Here is a 19,519-nt window from a genome sequence, read left to right as displayed (position 1 = left end):
GCCGGCTGGCTGTCCAAGCGCTAGAGTAATCCATTCCATGTCACCACTTGACCCAGCCGACCTGCACACGTTCCTTGTTGTCCTTGCGCTTGCGATGGCACGCGTGTCAGGGATAGTACTGGTCATGCCCTTTCTGGGACGCGGCATGGTGACGGGGCCGGCGCGCAACGGCGTGATCATGGCATTAGCGCTCCCGGTAATGGGATTTGCTTGGGCAACGAGGCCTGCGGATCTCGACATCACACGTCTGGTGCCGATCCTGGGCCTGGGGCTCAAGGAACTCTTGCTCGGGTGCCTCCTAGGCATGCCAGTTGCCGCGACTATGTGGGGTGTGGAAACCGCGGGCTCGTTCATTGACCACCAGAGGGGGGCCACGATGACAAGCCTCTTGGGTCCGGCAAGCGTCAATCTGGACTCGCCGCTTGGGACCTTCCTAGCTCAGCTTTACGCGACATGGCTGTTCGTCAGCGGCGGCTTTTCCAAACTATTAGAAGCGCTCTATCGCTCCCATGACATCTGGCCGCTGTGGAGCTTTCATCCCGCATTCGGTCCGACCTTCGTCACCAGTGTGTTGGATCTTGCAGACCTCGTGATGCTTCTGACGTTGCTTCTCGCTGGTCCAGCCATCGTTGCGATGTTTCTCAGCGAATTGGGCTTGGCACTGATCAGCCAGTTCGCGCCGCAACTGGAGGTCTTCTTTCTCGCTATGTCGGTCAAGAGCGCAGTCGGCCTTCTGCTGCTGCTTCTCTCGCTCACGATCATTTTGGCCAATGCCGACAAGCATATGCCGCCGTCTGTTCTGATCCTCAATCGCATCGCCAGGTGACTGCCGTGACTGGTAGAAAGACCGAAAAGCCGACCCCCACGAGGCTGCGGGACTTGCGGAAGAAAGGACAGGTTCCGCACAGTAAGGAAGTCGTGTCGGCGGCGGTGACCCTTGGGTTCTTCGCGCTGTTCTTCGCCTCTTTGCCTGGCCTGGTAGACCGACTTAAGGCATCGATCCTGTTGCCCGTACCATTTCTTGAAGAGGACTTCCTAATTGTCAGCCGACAGCTACTCGAGTTTTATTTCGGTGAAGTACAAAGTATGGTCGCACCTTTCCTCGGCGTCGTTCTGGTCATCGGCGTTGGCGCTAACCTGCAGAACGGGGCGATTTTCTCTCCCCAGGCTGTCACGCCGTCGCTGAAAAAGCTGAACCCCGGTGAGAACGTCAGAAGGATAGTCTCGCTGCAGAATCTCATCGATCTGGGTAAGGCGATCGTGAAGGTGCTGATACTCGGCCTCGTCATAATGCTTGTGCTGCGCCAAGGTGTGCATGCGCTCGTGTGGACGCCGAGCTGTGGCCTATCGTGCCTAAGTGCCGTGACGGGTAACCTGCTGCTCGGGATCGCTAGTTATGTGGGAGCCAGCTACCTTGTGGTGGCAATTGCGGACTTTGCGTTCCAACGATGGCAGTTCACGAACAATAATTTGATGTCGCGGGACGAAGTGAAACGAGAAGCTAAGGAAAATGAGGGCGACCCTCTGATCAAGAACCGACGCAGGAGCCTCCATTCGCAACTGTTAGCCAAGGACGCGATTGAGCAGTCGCGTAGAGCGACCGTGTTGATCACCAATCCCACACATATTGCAGTGGCGATCTACTACGATCGGCAACGTACCCCCCTGCCCATGATCGATGCCATGGGGACCGATCTCTTGGCGCAGCAAATGATTGATGCCGCGGTCGCTGCGGGGGTGCCGGTGATGCGAAACATTCCGCTGGCGCGCGCGCTCCTGAAGGACGGCCTAGTGGATGAGTATATTCCATCGCACCTGATTGTACCTCTCGCGACGGTTCTGCGGGCGCTCGGAAACCTAGCGGCTGAGAACGATCCATCGCTCCTGACTTCAGGTTGATGGTTGATCGCAGTCTTCAAATGCCCGAAACATGCTGCCGGTGCGACGGATCTGCGGTTCTCGTAGCAGCCATAGGCACGAGATATTGCTTCATAACGAACATCTATTTGTTCTCGAGATGGTGCGCGTCTATCTTCATGTACGCGGGAAAAGAAATGGGTGCCGCCCAACGCGACGGCTCCATCGGCCTCGACGTCTTGCCACCAAGATGCACGTCGACGCGAATGGTCTCTTTTGGAGACCCGTTCATCCCCTGACTGTCAGCTTAAGCCGGAATAATCGATGCTCTTCGCGGTCGCTTGGACATTTATTGGCCATAGCAGTAGCGGTGACGGTGACGGTACCGGGATGCTCGCGGAAGCACTTCGTTGCGGGTTATCGCGCGACGAAACGACTTCCGTTTGCCTACACTTGTATTCGACGAGGTGACGCTGCGCGGAGAGATGTTTGTCGACTGGGTACTTCAGCGGCCAAACAGCGATCGTTGAGAATGGCGGCTTGCGTGCCTTTGTCGGCGGCAGCCCGGATGATGATGGCTGTGGAGCAATAGGAAGAACTCATCCATTTCGCCGCTTTGTAGGAGGTGAATCATGAGGGGTATTGACGAACGCGGCAAGGCGCCAATGGTAGGATATGACAGCGACGAAGCTGATGGTGCGAGCGATTCTCCCGCTGGGCCGGCGATTAACCTCGATGGAAGCGGCCCGTCCCGTTCTGTCGTGGAGCAGACACGCTCGAACCCTCAAGGATCGAATGCTGGTGCACTGCCTATCGAAGGGTACGGCCCTCATCTGACGCTGGATGTACTCGGTATAATTGCTGAACAGCTCAGCCCGATCGATCTGTTGATGACGTCGCAGACAAGTCGCCAACTGCGTGATGCCGCCCAGCTATCTGCGGAGCTTCACGAAACGCGCCAGAGAGCTATCCGGGTTCAGTCCGTCTGGGACAGGGTGACGGCGCCTCGCCCGGGCATCGCGGATCGCTTTGGTGCGCTGATAAATTCCGGTGCGATCCCTACGCTCGCGCCCAACTTCAATTGCCTGACCAGAGGGCAGCAGGAGCACCTCGTTGCGCTCGCCGAAGGGCTTAACGACCCCGAGCAACGCGTCTCCGTCATAGAAGGCCTCGGCGAACGCATGGGAGAGCTTGTGCCGACGCTCCAAGGACGCCTCGTTGCCCTCGCCGAGGGGCTGAACGCCCCCGAGCATCGCGTCTCGGCCGTGTTGGGCCTCGGAGCGCAGGTGGCAAGGCTTTCGCCCGCGTTCCAAACGCGCCTCTTCGTCCTTGCCGAGGGACTTGACAACCCCGAGCATCGCGTCTCCGTCATCGCGGCCCTCGCAGCGCGCGCAGGACAGCTTACGCACGCGCAGCAGGAGCGCCTTGTTACCCTTGCCGAGGGACTTGACGACCCCGAGCATCGCGTCTCCGGCATCGAGGGCCTCGGGGAGCACATCGGAGACTTTGCGCCTACGCTGCACGAGCGCCTCGTTGTCCTCGCCGAGGGGCTTAACGACCCCGAGCATCGCGTGTCGGCCTTATGGGCGATCGGAGGGGGCGCGGCAAGGCTTTCGCCCGCCATCCAAGAGCGCCTCGTTGTCCTCGCCGAGCAGCTTAACGACCCCGATCATCGCGCTCAAGCTATGGAGGGTATCGGAGCGCATGTGGGAGAGTTTGCGCCCGCGCTCCAAGAGCGCCTCGTCGTCCTCACCGAGGGACTTGACGACCCCGAGCATCGCGCCCAAGCTCTGGAGAGCCTCGCGGGCGTCGGAGAGCTGGCGCCCGCGCTCCAGGAACGCCTCATCACTCTCGCCGAAGGACTTCACGACCCCGAGCATCGGGCCTCTGCCGTGGAGGGCCTCGGAGTGCGCGTGGCAGACTTGGCGCCCGCACTCCAAAGGCGCCTCATCGCCCTCGCCGAAGGGCTAAACGAGTCCAGGCATCGCGCTCGAGCCTTGGAGTCTCTTGGCGTGCGCGTAGGAGGAATTGCACCCCCGCTGCAAGGGCGCCTCGTTACCCTCGCCGAGCAGCTCGACGAGCCCGCGCATCGTGTCTTGGCCCTGCGAAGCCTCGGAGTGGGTGTGGAAGGGCTCGCGCCTGCGCTCCAGGGGCGCCTGCTCGCCCTCGCGGAGCGGCTTAACGAGCCCGAGCATCGCGTCTCGGCCATATGGGCTCTTGGAATGCATGTGGGAGGGCTCCCGCCCGCCTTCCAGCTGCGCCTCGTTGCCCTCGCCGAGCGGTTGGCTCAGCCCGTGGATCGCATCTCGGCGCTATGGGCCCTAAGGGCGCGTGTAGGCCGGCTAGCCGTTCCGCTCCAGGAGCGCCTCGTCGGCCTTGCCGAGGTGTTGGACAACCCCGGGCATCGTGTCGCGGCCTTGGAAGGGCTCGGAGAGCGCCTGGCGGAGTTTGCGCCCGAGCTGCAGACGCGCCTCGTCGCCCTCACCGAGGCGCTGGACAACCCTGAGCATCGTGTTTCGGCTTTGCAGAGCCTCGGGGGGAGCCTGGCGGGAGTTGCGCCCGCAGTTCAGGAGCGCCTTGTTGCCCTGGCGGAGGGATTTAACGATCCTGAGCATCGCGTCTTGGCCCTGCGACGTCTCGGCACAGGCATGGGAGGACTCTCACGCGACCTCCAGCGGCGCCTAGCTGCCCTTGCCGAAGGCCTTGCCCAGCCTAGCTACAGGGCTCAAGCGTTGACGGCACTGTGGCCGTAGGAGGCGAGACCATCCGATGCGTAGTCCGCAAACTCCGACTTGACGATGTTGCAGCAGAACGCCAACGTAATGATTTCATCGGGGTGCGGAGCGTTAAAGCGTGAACGAAAGGCAGACTGACCTGTTCTCTTCCATGGCAAGCCTCAAGGCCTTCAGGATGCGCTGTGCTTTTCCGCCTGAGATAAACGCAACCCGTGCGCGCGCCGAGACCAGGAGATCGTCCCCGCGCCTGCACTCCTGCAGCAAGCCAATCGACGCGCCTCTCATCTCCTGCGGGACCATCACAATATCAAGGAGAAGAACGCCGGTGGCCTCGCGATGCCTCCGGGCGGTGGCATAGTTATCTCACTCCTGCGCATCCTGCACACGCCATGGCCGGCGGCAGACGTCCAACTGATGCGTAAGCGCTTATTTTTCCTTTCAATTACCCACATTTGACTCGGACTTGAGCGAGGCGCGGCGGGCGAAATCTTGAATCGGCAGAATCTGTTGTGATTCATTGTTGAGCACCTGATTCGGAAGTGGGGTGCTCGATGGGGTTGGTGAAGGAACGCGCGGAGACGCGTGCTCAGCGATTGACGACCGGTATCGAGACGTGGGTTGATCGAGAAGCTGCGGGATGCGAGTTTAAGGATGAGCGGCTTGGTCGCCGGTTCTGCAAATTGCTCGCACAAGTCGGGAGCGACATGGGTCAAAGCATCCCGTTGGTTTGTCAGGACTGGGCCAACACGAAGGCCGCCTATCGCTTCTTCTCCAACGAGCGGGTCAATGAGGCGGATATTCTTTGCGGTCATTTCGAGGCGACGCGCGGGCGCGTAGCGGCGACGGAGGGACCGATCCTCGTCCTCCATGACACGACGGAGTTTAGCTTCAAGCGCGAGAAGCCGGATCTGATCGGCTTTACGGGCAAGACGGCAGGACGCACACAGTGCGGCATCCTGATGCATTCGAGTCTCGCCGTGACGACCGAGGGGCTTCCGCTCGGACTGTCGGCAATCAAGTTCTGGACCCGCAAGAAGTTCAAGGGGACGACGGCACTGAAGCGAAAGATCAATCCGACACGGGGGCCGATCGAGCAGAAGGAGAGCATCCGCTGGCTCGAGAATTTGCGGCAATCCACCGACCTTCTCGCAGCCCCTGGACGATGCGTTCATATTGGTGATCGCGAGAGCGACATCTATGAACTGTTTTGTCTGGCCGAGGAGGTCGGAACGCATTTCCTGGTGCGAACCTGTGTTGATAGGCTTGCCGGGGACGGCAATCATACAATTGCCGACGAAATGGACGAGGTTACGATCAAGGGTCTACATCGGATCAAGGTCAAGGACGACAGAGGCGATCCCGACGACCCGTTCTTGAGATCAGGTATCGCAAGATACGCGTCCTGCCGCCGATCGGCAAACAGACGAAATATCCCGCACTCACTCTGACCGTGATCCACGCTCAGGAGCGGGGAAGGCGGAAGCGGCGAAAGAAGATCGAGTGGAAGCTCCTCACTGATCTTCCGGTCCAATCGCGCAAGGACGCCATCGAGAAGATCGAATGGTACGCATTGAGGTGGAAGATCGAAGTCTTCCATAAGATCCTCAAATCGGGCTGCAAAGCGGAGGACTCAAAATTGCGAACCGCTGAGCGTCTGGTCAATCTGATCGCGGTCTTCTGCATTGTGAGTTGGCGCGTCTTCTGGATGACGATGCTCAATCGCTCCTCACCGAATGCCCTACCGCAAACCGCGCTGACAGATCCCGAAATCAGGCTTCTTGATCATTTTGTGAAAGACAGGGGTGGCGATTGCTCTCGACGAAGCACGCTCTCGCACTATGTGGTCAAGATCGCGCGGCTCGGAGGATACTTGGCCCGAGCCAACGATCCGCCTCCAGGAAATACCGTGATCTGGCGCGGGCTATCGCGGCTGACCGACATCGAACTGGGAGCCGCAATCGAGGCAACAATTATGGGTAATTGAAAGTTATTTTTCCGCACTGCGCGCGCGGGAGGCCGCGGCGTCGTGTGACGGCGGGCCCCAGCGGGATCATCGGAACGGCTTGATTGATCCTGAGCGTTCGACCGTCAGCCGCTGTTCTCAGCTGGCAGGTGTTTTTGAGCGGTGCAGTTGAACGGCAACAGATCTTCGATATCGGCGTCGGGCGCACGCTGGGGCAATTCAGTGAGCGCGTGACGTTAGCCATGCATAGGGATCGACGCCGCAGGCCCGGCATGTCAGCACCAAACTGTAGATCACGGCGCTTGCCCTGGCGCCGGCAACGGTGTCGCTGAACAGCCAACTTTCTCTTCCGGTGACAAACGGCCTGATGTCGCGCTCGAGAACATTGTTATCGATCGGTGCGAGACCGTCACTGGTGTAGCGGGTCAGATAGTCCCATTGGTTGCGCGCATAGGCGATCGCCTTGCCGGTTAAGCTTTCGGGGAGGACCTTCGGCGCTTGGTCGTCGAGCCACGTTCTGAAGGCGGCCAATACCGGGTGAGCGTCATGCAGGGACCACGCGTTGAGGGCTGATCTGGTCGGCTAGGAAGATATCGCGGAATGGTTTGTCGCGAGGTCACAATGTCGAAGGATAGTCGTAAGGATAGCGATAAGGATAGGCATACGGCTATCCTCGAACACGGCGCCGACACGCTGCAGCGTGTCGAGATCATCACCGGGACGGGCCGGCGTCGGCGCTGGTCGACGGATGCGAAGGCGGCGATTGTCGCGGAGAGTTTTGCGCCGGGTGCAAGCGTGTCCGCGGTGGCGCGGCGACACGACATCAGTCCAAGTCTGTTGTTTCTCTGGCGTCGCCAGGCCACGCGGGCGCAGGTCGCGGAGCGCGGGGACAGAGGCATGCCACCTGGCTTTGTGCCGGTCGCGATCACCGGCTGCGGGGGCCAATTGCCGAGTGAGGAGCAGGCGGCGATCGAGATCGAGGTCGGCGCGGTTCGCATCCATGTCAGGGGAGTCGACCGGCGGGCACTGTGCGAGGTGCTGGCGGCAGTCGGGACGGTTGGTCGATGATCGGGCTTCGAGCTGGGTTGTCGATCTGGATTGCGACGCAGCCGGTCGATTTCCGCCGCGGCATGGACCGCTGGCGATGCTGGTGAGCGAGGCCTTTGGAGCCGATCCGTTCGACGGCGGATTTTATGTCTTCCGCTCCAAGCGCCGAGATCGCGTGAAGATCCTGACCTGGGATGGAAGCGGCCTTGTCCTTTACTACAAAAGAATCGAGGGGCAGTTCACCTGGCCGCCGATCAAGCAAGGTGTCATGTCGCTATCTCATGCTCAGCTCTCGGTGCTGCTCGATGGATCGGACTGGAAGCGTGTGCCGATGCGAGTTGTGGATCAGCCGGTACGAGCTGGTTGATCATTTATCAAGAGTCGTTCGTCACTCATGCGGAGTTGTTGTAGAATTACTCTGCATGAGTGATTTGCCTTCCGATCCAGCATTGCTCCGACAAACCGTGATGGCGCTATCGTCACGGCTTGCGGCGTTGTCGGAGGAACGCAGCACGCTGGCGACCGAGCGTGATGCAGCGATCGCCCAACGCGACGCTGCGATCCAGGAGAACGACAAGCTCCTGATGATCCTGTCCCAGTACAAGCGCACGATCTTCGGTCCGCGCTCCGAGACACTGGATATCGGACAGCTGTCTCTCTTCACCATCAGGGCACAGGCGGCTGGTGCCGCCGCCAACGACGACGTGACCGGAGGCGGGCTGCCTGACGGAGCGGAGGGCCGTGGAAAGCGACCGGCGCGACGCAACCGGGGGAAGCTTCCGGAGCATTTGCCGCGCATCGACGTCGTGATCGATATCGAGAGCCACATCTGCCCCTGCTGGGGCGAGCGGCTGCACAAGATCGGGGAAACCGTCAAGGAGGCCTTCGACGTCATTCCGATGCAGTACCGGGTCAAGCGCATTGTGCGTCCGCGGTACGGCTGCCGGGGATGCCGCCAGGCTGTGCTGCAGGCACCCGCGCCAGCCCAGGCGATCGACGGCGGGATGGTGACGGAAGCCTTGCTGGCCCACATCGCGGTGATGAAATACGGCTACCAGCTGCCGCTGTATCGGCAGGAACAGATGTTCGCTGCGCAAGGCATCACGCTCGACCGGCAGACGCTGGCCTCGTGGATGGGGCGCGCCGCCTGGTGGCTGAAGCCGCTTCACACGCTGTTGCGCGACACAGTGATGTCCTACCCGCGGCTGTTTGCCGACGAGACGCCGCTGCCGGTTCTCGATCCCGGCCGTGGCCGGACCAAAGTCTGCCAGTTCTGGGCGATCGCCACCGATGACCGTCCGTGGGGTGGCCCGGCGCCGCCGGCGGTGGTCTACATGTTTGCCGAGGATCGCAAGGCGATCCGCGCCAAGCAGCTGCTCGGGGACTACCACGGCATCCTGCAGGTCGACGGCTATGCCGTCTACAAGGGCCTGATCAAGAACGGCGGCCGTCTGGTACAACTGGCGTTCTGCTTCGCGCATGCGCGGCGGAAGTTCTGGGACGTTCACGTCGCGACCAAGTCGCCGATTGCCGCGGAAGCGCTACAACGGATCGCGATGTTCTACGCCACCGAGGATCGCATCCGCGGTCTGCCGGCGGCGCGTCGGGCTGCTATGCGGCAAACCGACACCAGGCCGTTGATCGAGGACTTCAAACCCTGGCTTGAGGCGCGGCTGCTGGAAGTCTCGAAGAAGTCCGGTCTGGGCAAAGCCATCCGCTACACCCTCAACCATTGGGACGGCCTGACGCGCTTCATCGACGACGGACGCATTGAAATAGACAACAATACGGTCGAGCGCAGCATCAAGCCGATAGGGCTTGGAAAGAAGAACTATTTGTTCGCTGGCAGCGAAGGCGGCGCCGAGACGTGGGCCATTCTCGCGTCGCTCATCAACTCGGCAAAGCTGCAAGACATCGACCCGCGGCACTATCTGACCGATGTTCTCGAGCGCGTCGTCTCTGGACGTACAAAGATCAATCAGCTGCACATGCTGTTGCCGTGGAATTGGAAAGTCGCGCGCGACAGTTCGCCGGCAAAGCTCGCCGCCTGATCAGTTCGACGGCAGAGCATCTGGCACTTCCTGCGCATCGCTGGTGTCGTCATAGATCTCCTCGCGGATCACGCGCAGCGTCACCTCGTGCAGATAGACTTGCAGCGCCCTCTCAAGCTCGGTGAACTCCGGCAGCAGCACTTTGTCGACGAAGCCCCGTGACGCACGGATCATCACCGTGTTGCGTCGCTGGCGGTGATAACGAAACGGCCGCAGCCCGCAGCGACGGCAAAGCGCCAAGAACAGGTGCCGAGACCACTGGTCGGGAAGTGAGAATTGCTGTTCGATCGGTGGATCGTGGCGAGCGAGTTCCTCGACCCGGGCTCGTACCCGCTGCAGCGCGGCTTCCGCTGCAAGGCGCTCACCAGCAGTTCCGGCACCCACGAACAACGCCTCGATCTTCCGAAGCCTCTCGCGCAGCTGCGACTCGCTGGTCATTCTGATCCCCGTTGCCCGCTCCGAACCGAGATCAACCCATCACCGCGCGCCGGCGGCGTCAATCATCCCGACCGCGCTATCCAGAGCATTCCGCGCAAGTCAAGCCCGGGCACCGGTGATCCTCTCGTGACGCTCACAATACCGGCAGGCTATGCTGCTGGCGCAGCCGCAAGGTATATTCGACGCGCGTTTCGCCTTCGGGCGGAGTCTGGCGCGCCACCCTCTCGACCTCATACAACGCCTCGAAGAACTTGAGCGCCTGCAATGGCGGACCGCCAGGCTTTTTCCTGGCCTTGAGCGCGTCGGTAAATTTCCTGCGCCCATGCGCCATACAGCCGAGATGCGTCGCGCCTGTCAGCGTGCACCAGGCGTCGTAGCCGTCGCTCATCAACAAGCCGCTATAGCCGGCCAGGAAGGCCTGCGGATGTTTTTGGCCGCGACCGGGCTGATAGTCGAACAGCACGACCGGCTGCGCGCAGTCCTGGCCGCTGCGATAGGCCCACATGAAGGATTTGGCCTGTGCGTCCCGGCCGTCCTCCTTCAGAACCTGGACCCAGGTTTCGTCACCGTGGACCAGGGGCTGCGCCCTGAGCTTTTGCTGTAGCGCGTCATAGACCCGCTGCAGCTGCAACTCGCTCGACCGGATCACCCAGTTGCCCAGCGTCCCGCGGCTGATGCTGACGTTGGCGCGCCCCAGTGCGTCCGCCACACGATACAGCGGCGTGCCGTCGACGTATTTGCTGGCGAGCACCAGCGCCAGCGTCGATGGCGTGGCGACGCTGCCCGGCAACGGCTGCGCCGGCATCGGCGCGGTCACAATCGGGGTGTTCAGCGCGGTGCGCTCGCAGTGACGGCAGGCATATTTGAACCGCACATGTTGCAGGACCGACGCCTTCACCTCGATGTGCAACTGCTCGGTGACGGTCTCGCCCATCCGATGCATCATATGGCCGCAGCACGAACAGTCCTTCTGATCCTCACCCAGATCATGTTCGACGCGCTGGCGCGGCAGATCTTCAGGCAGCGGCTTGCGGCCGCGTTTCTTCGGCGCCGGCATTAAAGCCTCCGGCAATCCCGTGTCCGGCACGGCGACCGCCTCTACATCGGCGTCGTCCCGGCTTTCAGCGGCGGCCTGCTCGGCTTCGTTGAAGATGCGCTCCGTGAGCTTTTCGCTCTTCGGTGCATAGCGGTGCAGGCGCTCCAGACGCAACTGCTCCTCAAGATGCAGGACGCGGTGCGCGAGTTTCTCGTTCTCGGCCCTCAGCGCAGCGATCTCGGCCGCGCTCGCCGCGATCAGTGCTTCCAGCTCGTGCGTTGTGGGCTTGCGACTCATCGTAGTCTTGAATCGAAGTCGTGCCGCCGCGTCAATCGGGTTCCATGTAGTTGGCGGCGTCATCCGCCGCCGCATCGAACACTGTCAGCCCACGCTCTGATATTGCCGCACCGGATGGCGACGCACCGCCGCGATGTTGATGCCGTCAAGCAGCCAGTGCAGCTCCTCCGTCGTCAGCGTCAGCACCGCCTCCTGGCTTCCGGGCCAGTGGAATCTGTCCGCCTCCAGCCGCTTCAGCAGCATCCAAAATCCCGACCGATCATAAATCAGCAGCTTGATCCGGTCGCGCCGGCGATTGCAGAACCCGAACACCGCGCGCTGGAACGGATTCAGCCCCATCGACTGCTCGACCGCGATCCCCAGGCTGTTGATGCCCGCCCGGAAGTCAATCGGCTCGCGGTGAAGGTAGACCCGAAGATCAGACGCCAGTCGGAACATCGCAACGCCCCAGCGCTTCAATCACCGCCGACAGCAACTGAGCGTCGCCGCCTTCCAGCGAAAGCGTCACTCCGTTGGGCATCGATGCCGTCAGCCGCCCGGCACAGGATCGCTCCGTCGCGCAAACCGCGATCGCGCCAGCAGATCGAGTTGGCGACGTCGACGGCGCGCTAACCGGAATAAACGCCGGCGCAATCGGCGCCCGCGCCTCCGCCGGGCCATTGCCGCTCTGAAGTTGTCGCTTGGCCACCCACTTGCGCAGCAGGTTCGCGTTCACGCCGTGTTGTAACGCCAGCCCCGCCAGCGACACGCCAGGCCGCAGACAGGCTTCGACCAGCTGTTGTTTGCTGGCCGGGTCATAGCGACGCCGGCCATTCCGCAACACACCGAGCGTCTCAAGCTTAAAAGGTTCCTCTGGAGTGATCATCGATGGTGTCCACCTTGTTCATGGTGGACACCTGATCCCATCTGGACACTCAACTGCACAGGTGCGTCAAAAATAGCGCTTACACTGATGCCGCACCATCGCGAATTGACGCCATTGTTGGGCCCGACAGCTTCGCCGTCCACATCGCCGGAGCACTCCGGCGTTCCCGGCGTGGTGTTCGTACCGCGCGGTTGGTATTGGATCCAGGGCTTTCGGAAAACCACTGTGGTACCCTTCATTCGAGGTCGTCGTGCAGAAACGGTTCGGCTGTTGCTCCGGTGCGATCGACGAAGGCCGGCGCCGCCTCGAGACTCTGCTGCGTACGTGACCGATTGACTGAGCGGCGCGCTCCCACAGCATCGCGGCAAGTCCAAGTCACTGGTTGGTTTAAGCTGCGATTGAGGCTTCCTTCTCCGGACGAGTCTGATCGGCGGAGCACTGCGATAGACAAACGGCTCGACCAGATCGTGCACCAGACTGCCGCAAGATCGTACCTCGTCAATGCACGCCCGCTTACGTCGTCAACTCTGCTTCGAGAGATATCTGCCGCCGTAATACTCTTGCGCGGCCTTTCGACATACTCCCTCGTAGAACTCATCCGCGTCTTCGATGGTGTAACCAGCTCCGGCGAAGCAGCCGCGTGCCACCTCGTGGAGCGTATGTCTTATTGACGTCGTATCGTCGTATACGGCGTTAAGACACGCGACGATAACTATAACCTCTTCTCTTGAGAGGCGTGGCTGCCCACTCATCAAGCGCGCGTGATTGATGCAGGCGACGGCATTGGCGCATGTGAACGAATCGCCCAACCCAGAACAGTCCTCAAACCCATTACCCTGCTCGTTCAATTTGACGTGCGCGATGGGCAGATTTTTCATGCCAGCGATCTCCGGGTGCTTCAACTCCTCGCCCTTCGCGGCATCATGCCCCGATCGCCTCCCCTGAAGCGAGACGTCGAGTTGGTGTAGTTTCGGCCCAACCCAGCTTCTGTTGCGTTTGAGCGGATTCTTATTTGGATCCTCGAACATAAGCGTCGCATCGAGCCTGTCGGTTTCCGACCGTGACAGCCAGCCGTGCTCGGACAAGGTCTGCATCACGACGTTCTCAGCGTGTCCCCAATGCTCGTCCGCGGCGTAGACCTGCCTGAAGTTCAGGATGGCTTGGCCAGCGGCAAACTGGGCCTCCTCTCCGAGACCGCACCCCTTGTCGAGCAGCGCCTCGAGCCTCTCGATGCATTGCCTGAAAGTTAGTCCCTTCTCGCTCCGGAGGGTGGTATCGCGGAAGTGCTGAACGCCCTTGTTCACGAAAGGCTGAGTGATCGACCTCGAGGTATAACCGTAAGCACCAGTTTCCTCGTTGAGCACGCCCGTCAATGCGTATTTGTTCTTTCTGTCGTACAGCGGGCTGTTCGTCAGATCCGGATCCTTCGGCACCTTGGGTGGCCTGTACTTGGCCACGCATTCGGACTTTACGAGATGGCCCTTCATACAGCTCAAGCTCAGCACAAGCGAGCTACGCGCCTCGGTGGAATCTACCTGGCGACCAACGTGTACATACGTCGCCGCCCGGTAGTCGATCATCGTTACAAAGAGGTTGTTACCGCAGATATGGATTGGATTGAGGGGACGCCCATGGAGGCCGCGAGTGTCAGGGTCGGCAGCGTGATACGATGCGTAGTAGTCCCTTGCTTTCGCCTGAGCCAATCTGAGCCGCTCGTTACTGGTGAAGCCCTTCTTCCCGTCGTGCAGTGATGTGGTAGAGAGGAAGAAGTTGTTTGCGACCTCGTTATAGGCGTAGCTCGCGCCCACGAGATACAATCCGTATTTCGCTGCGCGCGCAAAGTTTGGCTCGTCTCCCCTTCCGCCCTTCGCTCCGTCTTCATTGTTCGTTCCCTTCGTGACCTGCCGCAGCGCAGAGTTCCTCCCAGCAGCAGTCTCCACACTCCGAGTGTGGAGCGCAGCAAGTGAATGCCCCTCTCCATCACGCGCAGTCATCGAACTCGGGGCCTCGGGCTTTCCGCCGACGATTTGCCAGATCTGGGAGCGAAGGGCAGCTAGTGAATAGCCTGCTTGGCGAAACCCACTGAGGATGTCTGGGGACTCGGCCTGTCTGCCAACGATCCGCCAAGCCCGGGAACGTAGAGAAGCAAGCGAATGATCAACTTCGTGTAACGCGGTCATCTCATTTAGGCGTCGGCAGTCCATGAACGATCCGCCGGGTTGGTGCCGAACAGCGTGAAGGTTAGTCAATCTCAATTCGCACCTCAAAGTCCGTCAATTAGGTTGGTGATGCAGGACCAACAGTCGATAAGTCGCCGGTTGCGGCAGATCGGCTGTGCTCCAGACTTTATCAGAATATGCAGAGACCGCACGACCAAACGCTCCGCTTTGCGCCCGCATTTCTCCAGCCGCAGAGTTGAGACTTGAAGCGCGGCAACCGGCCGTCACTTGACGCACACATATTAGTGCGCCTGCGGGACGCATCCTTTGTCAAGGGGCCGCCAACATGGCGCTGCCCCGATTGCGCTCGACAGCATCATCCCAAACATGAACTCCGATAAAACCATAGCCATCGCGGAAGCATTGAGAGGGATCGGCAACGGACAGAAGCGATGCCGCCGAGTGTCCCACAGCGCACTTCACGTGACCGGAGACACGCCGACTTGCGCGTGCCGAACTCACGCTCTTAACGCATTGCACACGCAAAGAAGAAATGAGAGAAACTTGATCGTCTACATTAGATTGATCCTCGTGGCTCTGGAATTCTGTGTGGATTCGGTCCGCTGGCGGTCTGATACTCATCGAGATTTCCGCCCAGAAACAGCACCTCGGACTCCCGGGTTGGTGTTCCGCTCAACCACTCTATATCGGCAGCGTCATAGCGAAGATCGTCGCAGTCCCCCTGGACAAGTACGCTGATGATACCTTCGGGCGTCCAGACCATGGCTCTAGGTACCGTATAGGTGCACAATCTCCTCGCGCTTCTTGTGATTTCGCGTGCGGTCGGATCCGGCGACGCGAGCAGCCGAGAGGCATTAGCGCATAGTGACACGAAAGGAGAAACCCTATTGCCTCGCGTGTGCCCCGCAGCCATGCGCGCGAGAAATTGTCGCCGCGTATATTCCGGGCGAAGACGCGAATCACGCACATGCGCGATGCCGGTCTGATCAACGTCCAGCAACGGCCGGCAATGACCCGCATGATCTTGGAAACGCTGGAGTTGTAGGTACGACGATCCGACCACGTCGCTCAGAATGCGGTCGCCATCGACAGTGTCGGGTCGAGGTCCGTTCGGTGTCGTCCACTGTGCTGTTCGCTGCTCGGCCTGCCTGATTTCGCTCATGAGTTCGCCAACGTTCGCGCCGGCCAGCGTTGCGGCGAGCTGGGCGCGCGCTTGAACAAACGATGAAGCGTCGCACCGTTCGTTCGCGCGGACAACTTTCGTCTCTGTCGCGGACGATCCAGCATCTGATGCAGTTGGTGAATGTGCCGGTGACGTGGCTTGTGCGCTCGCATTGCCCGCCTGTTGTCCGGCCCTCTCTGTCGCGGCAGCACTCGACAGTCGCGGGGAAAGATCGCCTGCAAGTGTGGGATCGACATCGCCGGTGTCATTGCGGAGCGTCTCATCTCCAAGCAAATACGGCAGATGAGGTGCCCGCGGCTCCCGTTGTACTGCTGAATAGGAGAACTGGCGCGGGCCAATCACCGGCGCTCCCCTTTCGATTCCATCAGGCCGAGCCGTTGACGTTCCTCGACAGGATCATCCTCGATCATCACTGAGATGATGTAGTTCGCCATGTATAACGTGTCGCCATCGGTTACCGGTGCGGTATTGCCGCGTCCCAGCGGGACGTCTACGGTGTTGATATGGACGCCATTCGTGCTTGTATCGGTGATCGTGAAACCGATGTCATTGAATGCGATCAGTGCGTGGTGTCCCGACAACGTATTGGTTGGGTCCGGTAGCTGCCAGATGCAACCGCTCCCGCGACCGATGGAGCCCCCATCCGGTCCAAACGCCTGTCTTGCGTTGCGGCCCAAGGGTTCGGCGTTCTCTCCTAGGACTCCGAGTTTGAGATGCATTCCACACCTTCAGGCTTGCTCGCCACCACAAGCCGGCATCAGAGCGTCCCATTGGAATTGGCGGTGGCGGCAACGATGCTGCCTGCTCCGCGCCATCGTTGGTGAAGCCGATCGACTGACTCATGCGCTGATTGTGCGAGACGAGGAGGATGATCTCTTCGCGCGCTCAGTTGCAACGGAGAACGCGTGGCCCTTCTCTCTTAGGAACAAGGCGAGCAGCTCAAGCAAGGGAGCGCATCGGTCGTCTCACACATCTAGTGCACTGCGTCAATCAGTGTTGCCGGATTACAGGAGCAACGGCCGTGCCAATGGCATCTCCAATCTAAGCCATTGATTGGACATAAGAAGGTCAAGTCCGGCAACTGATGGCAGGAGCTATCGAGCTGACAGCGGTTCGTGCAGCTGTCCGACACCAGACAAAGGGGCAACTTGGTCGAGCCCTGAGATGAGGCACGTTGGCAGATTGTTCCCGACAGCGCGACAAATTCGAGCCGGGGGTGCTTCTCTTGCCCGGTGATGGGACTGGCCAGGACCGGAGGCCGCGTACGAAGCTTATAGCTCGCTCCTGAAGCTCGGCCTCCAGTTTGGTCGCCCTGATGCGTTCGATAACGAGCTCGCGATCAAATGACCGCGCCTTGTGATAGCTTTCCACGAACTCCTTGTCCTTCTCGGATACTCAGACTGCCGATAATGAAGACCTTGTCTGTTTTGAATAGTCTGGCGATCACCGTGACTGTCTCGACAAGGGCTTCAATAGTTCGAACGAAGGAACCCTGCGTCACGCGGCCGTCCGCGGAAGCTCCGGAGTTCGATGGATCGCAGATTTCATCGGCAATCCGCTTCGCCGCCTTCCAGATACGACGTCGCAGAGTGCCGTCCTCGAAATTGACACCTTCCACCAAAACGAAAGGCGAGGACAGACGCAGACGCGTCATCTCTTCGTCACGAATCGTCAAACGGCGGCGTACCGTGGATGGAGGAAAGCCAAGCACGTCAGACCATTCGCGGATGAAAGTGTAGCCATGCCGGCGCTGGCGCTCTATTCCATGCTGCCGGTGCTGCGCAACACCATCACCGGGCTGAACGGCGTCGATCCCGCGTTGCTTGAGGCGGCGCAAGGGGTCGGTATGACGCCGCGGCAATCGCTGTTCACGGTGGAATTACCGTTGGCTCTGCCGGTGATCATGGCCGGCTTCCGCACCTCGGCCGTGTGGGTGATCGGGACCGCGACATTATCGACACCGATCGGGCAGACCAGCCTCGGCAATTACATCTTCGCCGGATTGCAGACCCAGAATTGGGTGCTCGTGCTGTTCGGCTGCGTCGCCTCAGCGCTGCTGGCGCTCGCGGTCGATCAACTTTTAACGCACATCGAGCGCGGATTGCGCGAGCGCAAGCGCCTCCGTACCATGCTCGGCAGCGGCGGGATCGCCGCACTGGTCGCGGCGACGCTGATCCCTTCGATGGCGCCTGCGCCCTCGACCTACGTCGTCGGCGCCAAAACATTTGCCGAGCAATACGTGCTCTCCGCACTGATCGAGCAGCGGCTGCAGGCGGCGGGATTGCGGGCCTCGACGCGCGAGGGCCTCGGCTCCAGCGTGATTTTCCAGGCGCTCGCAGCCAACAACATCGTAAGCGGCAAGGAGACCTTTCAATTACCCATAATTTTTGCCTCGATCGCAGCTCCCCGTTCGATGTCGGTCAGCCGCGATAGTCCGCGCCAGATCATGGTATTTCCTGGAGGCGGATCGTTGGCTCGGGCCAAATATCCTCCGAGCCGCGCGATCTTGACGACATAGTGCGAGAGCGTGCTTCGTCGAGAGCAGTCGCCACCCCTGTCTTTCACCAAATGATCAAGAAGCCTGATTTCGGGATCTGTCAGCGCGGTTTGCGGTAGGGTATTGGGCGAGGAGCGATTGAGCATCGTCATCCAGAAGACGCGCCAACTCACAATGCAGAAGACCGCGATCAGATTGACCAGACGCTCAGCAGTTCGCAATTTTGAGTCCTCTGCTTTGCAGCCAGATTTGAGGATCTTATGGAAGACTTCGATCTTCCACCTCAAGGCATACCATTCGATCTTATTGATGGCGTCCTTGCGCGATTGGACCGGGAGATCGGTGAGGAGCTTCCACTCGATTTTCTTTCGCCGCTTCGGCCTTCCCCGCTCCTGAGCGTGGATCACGGTCAGAGTGAGTGCGGGATATTTCGTCTGTTTGCCGATCGGCGGCAGGACGCGTATCTTGCGGTACCTGATCTCAAGAACGGCGTCGTCGGGATCGCCTTTGTCGTCCTTGACCTTGATCCGATGTAGACCCTTGATCGTCACCTCGTCCATTTCGTCGGCAATTGTATGATTGCCGTCCCCGGCAAGCCGATCAACACAGGTTCGCACCAGGAAATGCGTTCCGACCTCCTCGGCCAGGCAAAACAGCTCATAGATGTCGCTCTCGCGATCACCAATATGAACGCATCGTCCAGGAGCAGCGAGAAGGTCGGTCGATTGCCGTAAATTCTCGAGCCAGCGGATGCTCTCCTTCTGCTCGATCGGCACCCGTGTCGGATTGATCTTTCGCTTCAGCGCCGTCGTCCCCTTGAACTTCTTGCGGGTCCAGAACTTGATTGCCGACAGTCCGAGCGGAAGCCCCTCGGTCGTCACGGCGAGACTCGAATGCATCAGGATGCCGCACTGTGTGCGTCCTGCCGTCTTGCCCGTAAAGCCGATCAGATCCGGCTTCTCGCGCTTGAAGCTGAATTCCGTCGTGTCATGGAGGACGAGGATCGGTCCCTCCGTCGCCGCTACGCGCCCGCGCGTCGCCTCGAAATGACCGCAAAGAATATCCGCCTCATTGACCCGCTCGTTGGAGAAGAAGCGATAGGCGGCCTTTGTGTTGGCCCAGTCCTGACAAACCAACGGGATGCTTTGACCCATGTCGCTCCCGACTTGTGCGAGCAATTTGCAGAACCGGCGACCAAGCCGCTCATCTTTAAACTCGCATCCCGCAGCTTCTCGATCAACCCACGTCGCGATACCGGTCGTCAATCGCTGAGCACGCGTCTCCGCGCGTTCCTTCACCAACCCCATCGAGCACCCCACTTCCGAATCAGGTGCTCAACAATGAATCACAACAGATTCTGCCGATTCAAG

Annotated in this window: 15 protein-coding genes and 4 pseudogenes; 9 read left to right on the top strand and 10 right to left on the bottom strand. The window is 60.3% G+C overall.

The window, feature by feature from the left end:
• The first annotated feature begins 37 nt into the window (after positions 1–37).
• The 5 genes from sctT to ACVIYL_RS22920 all read left to right on the top strand — a co-directional run bounded on the left by sctT (position 38) and on the right by ACVIYL_RS22920 (position 6,576).
• The gene (gene sctT, locus ACVIYL_RS22940) at positions 38–826 is read left to right on the top strand and encodes a type III secretion system export apparatus subunit SctT (protein ID WP_456779875.1); all 789 of its coding nucleotides are present in this window, start codon (positions 38–40) and stop codon (positions 824–826) included.
• Positions 827–831: 5 nt separating this feature from the next.
• A complete protein-coding gene (locus tag ACVIYL_RS22935) occupies positions 832–1,899 on the top strand; it encodes an EscU/YscU/HrcU family type III secretion system export apparatus switch protein (protein WP_456779874.1) in 1,068 nt (355 codons plus the stop codon).
• Between the two features lie 590 nt (positions 1,900–2,489).
• The gene (locus tag ACVIYL_RS22930) at positions 2,490–4,610 is read left to right on the top strand and encodes a hypothetical protein (protein ID WP_456779873.1); all 2,121 of its coding nucleotides are present in this window, start codon (positions 2,490–2,492) and stop codon (positions 4,608–4,610) included.
• A gap of 533 nt (positions 4,611–5,143) precedes the next feature.
• Complete coding sequence (locus tag ACVIYL_RS22925; RefSeq protein WP_456779872.1) at positions 5,144–6,040, top strand: IS4/Tn5 family transposase DNA-binding protein; 897 nt, start codon at positions 5,144–5,146, stop codon at positions 6,038–6,040.
• Positions 5,971–6,576, top strand: coding sequence for an IS4 family transposase (locus tag ACVIYL_RS22920; protein WP_456781872.1), 606 nt, complete (start codon positions 5,971–5,973; stop codon positions 6,574–6,576). The genes ACVIYL_RS22925 and ACVIYL_RS22920 overlap by 70 nt, the downstream gene beginning before the upstream one ends.
• A gap of 104 nt (positions 6,577–6,680) precedes the next feature.
• On the opposite strand, the pseudogene ACVIYL_RS22915 reads toward ACVIYL_RS22920, so the two are convergent.
• Positions 6,681–7,092, bottom strand: a pseudogene (locus tag ACVIYL_RS22915) (IS66 family transposase); the annotation flags it as partial.
• A gap of 84 nt (positions 7,093–7,176) precedes the next feature.
• Here ACVIYL_RS22915 and tnpA (ACVIYL_RS22910) point away from each other — a divergent pair.
• The 3 genes and pseudogenes from tnpA (ACVIYL_RS22910) (at position 7,177) to tnpC (ACVIYL_RS22900) (ending at position 9,653) form a co-directional block, all read left to right on the top strand.
• Entirely contained in the window at positions 7,177–7,623 is a 447-nt protein-coding gene (gene tnpA / locus ACVIYL_RS22910) for an IS66-like element accessory protein TnpA (RefSeq protein ID WP_456779871.1), read from the top strand.
• A pseudogene (tnpB, locus tag ACVIYL_RS22905) lies at positions 7,620–7,969 on the top strand (IS66 family insertion sequence element accessory protein TnpB). Before tnpA (ACVIYL_RS22910) ends, tnpB (ACVIYL_RS22905) begins: the two are co-directional and overlap by 4 nt.
• A gap of 100 nt (positions 7,970–8,069) precedes the next feature.
• A complete protein-coding gene (tnpC, locus tag ACVIYL_RS22900) occupies positions 8,070–9,653 on the top strand; it encodes an IS66 family transposase (RefSeq protein ID WP_456781871.1) in 1,584 nt (527 codons plus the stop codon).
• On the opposite strand, the gene ACVIYL_RS22895 is transcribed toward tnpC (ACVIYL_RS22900), so the two are convergent.
• The 8 genes and pseudogenes from ACVIYL_RS22895 to ACVIYL_RS22860 form a co-directional block, all read right to left on the bottom strand.
• Positions 9,654–10,091, bottom strand: coding sequence for a hypothetical protein (locus ACVIYL_RS22895; protein ID WP_456779870.1), 438 nt, complete (start codon positions 10,089–10,091; stop codon positions 9,654–9,656).
• A gap of 136 nt (positions 10,092–10,227) precedes the next feature.
• Positions 10,228–11,424: pseudogene (gene tnpC, locus ACVIYL_RS22890) on the bottom strand (IS66 family transposase); the annotation flags it as partial.
• An 84-nt stretch (positions 11,425–11,508) separates the two neighbouring features.
• Positions 11,509–11,862: an IS66 family insertion sequence element accessory protein TnpB gene (gene tnpB / locus ACVIYL_RS22885; RefSeq protein ID WP_456779869.1), complete on the bottom strand. Its 354-nt coding sequence runs from the start codon at positions 11,860–11,862 to the stop codon at positions 11,509–11,511.
• A complete protein-coding gene (gene tnpA / locus ACVIYL_RS22880; protein ID WP_456779868.1) occupies positions 11,843–12,289 on the bottom strand; it encodes an IS66-like element accessory protein TnpA in 447 nt (148 codons plus the stop codon). The genes tnpB (ACVIYL_RS22885) and tnpA (ACVIYL_RS22880) overlap by 20 nt, the downstream gene beginning before the upstream one ends.
• Positions 12,290–12,810: 521 nt before the next feature.
• Positions 12,811–14,283: a XopAG/AvrGf1 family type III secretion system effector gene (gene xopAG / locus ACVIYL_RS22875; protein WP_456779867.1), complete on the bottom strand. Its 1,473-nt coding sequence runs from the start codon at positions 14,281–14,283 to the stop codon at positions 12,811–12,813.
• 742 nt (positions 14,284–15,025) lie between these two features.
• The gene (locus ACVIYL_RS22870) at positions 15,026–15,994 is read right to left on the bottom strand and encodes a hypothetical protein (RefSeq protein WP_456779866.1); all 969 of its coding nucleotides are present in this window, start codon (positions 15,992–15,994) and stop codon (positions 15,026–15,028) included.
• Positions 15,991–16,371: an FHA domain-containing protein gene (locus tag ACVIYL_RS22865; protein WP_456779865.1), complete on the bottom strand. Its 381-nt coding sequence runs from the start codon at positions 16,369–16,371 to the stop codon at positions 15,991–15,993. The genes ACVIYL_RS22870 and ACVIYL_RS22865 overlap by 4 nt, the downstream gene beginning before the upstream one ends.
• Positions 16,372–16,991: 620 nt before the next feature.
• Complete coding sequence (locus ACVIYL_RS22860) at positions 16,992–17,363, bottom strand: hypothetical protein (protein ID WP_456779864.1); 372 nt, start codon at positions 17,361–17,363, stop codon at positions 16,992–16,994.
• A gap of 27 nt (positions 17,364–17,390) precedes the next feature.
• Between ACVIYL_RS22860 and ACVIYL_RS22855 the strand changes: the two are divergent.
• A pseudogene (locus ACVIYL_RS22855) lies at positions 17,391–18,002 on the top strand (ABC transporter permease subunit); the annotation flags it as partial.
• A 20-nt stretch (positions 18,003–18,022) separates the two neighbouring features.
• On the opposite strand, the gene ACVIYL_RS22850 reads toward ACVIYL_RS22855, so the two are convergent.
• The gene (locus ACVIYL_RS22850) at positions 18,023–19,456 is read right to left on the bottom strand and encodes an IS4 family transposase (RefSeq protein ID WP_456779677.1); all 1,434 of its coding nucleotides are present in this window, start codon (positions 19,454–19,456) and stop codon (positions 18,023–18,025) included.
• Positions 19,457–19,519 lie beyond the last annotated feature (63 nt).

It is taken from the genome of Bradyrhizobium sp. USDA 3315, assembly GCF_054056795.1.
This window is presented reverse-complemented; position numbering and strand designations above follow the sequence as displayed.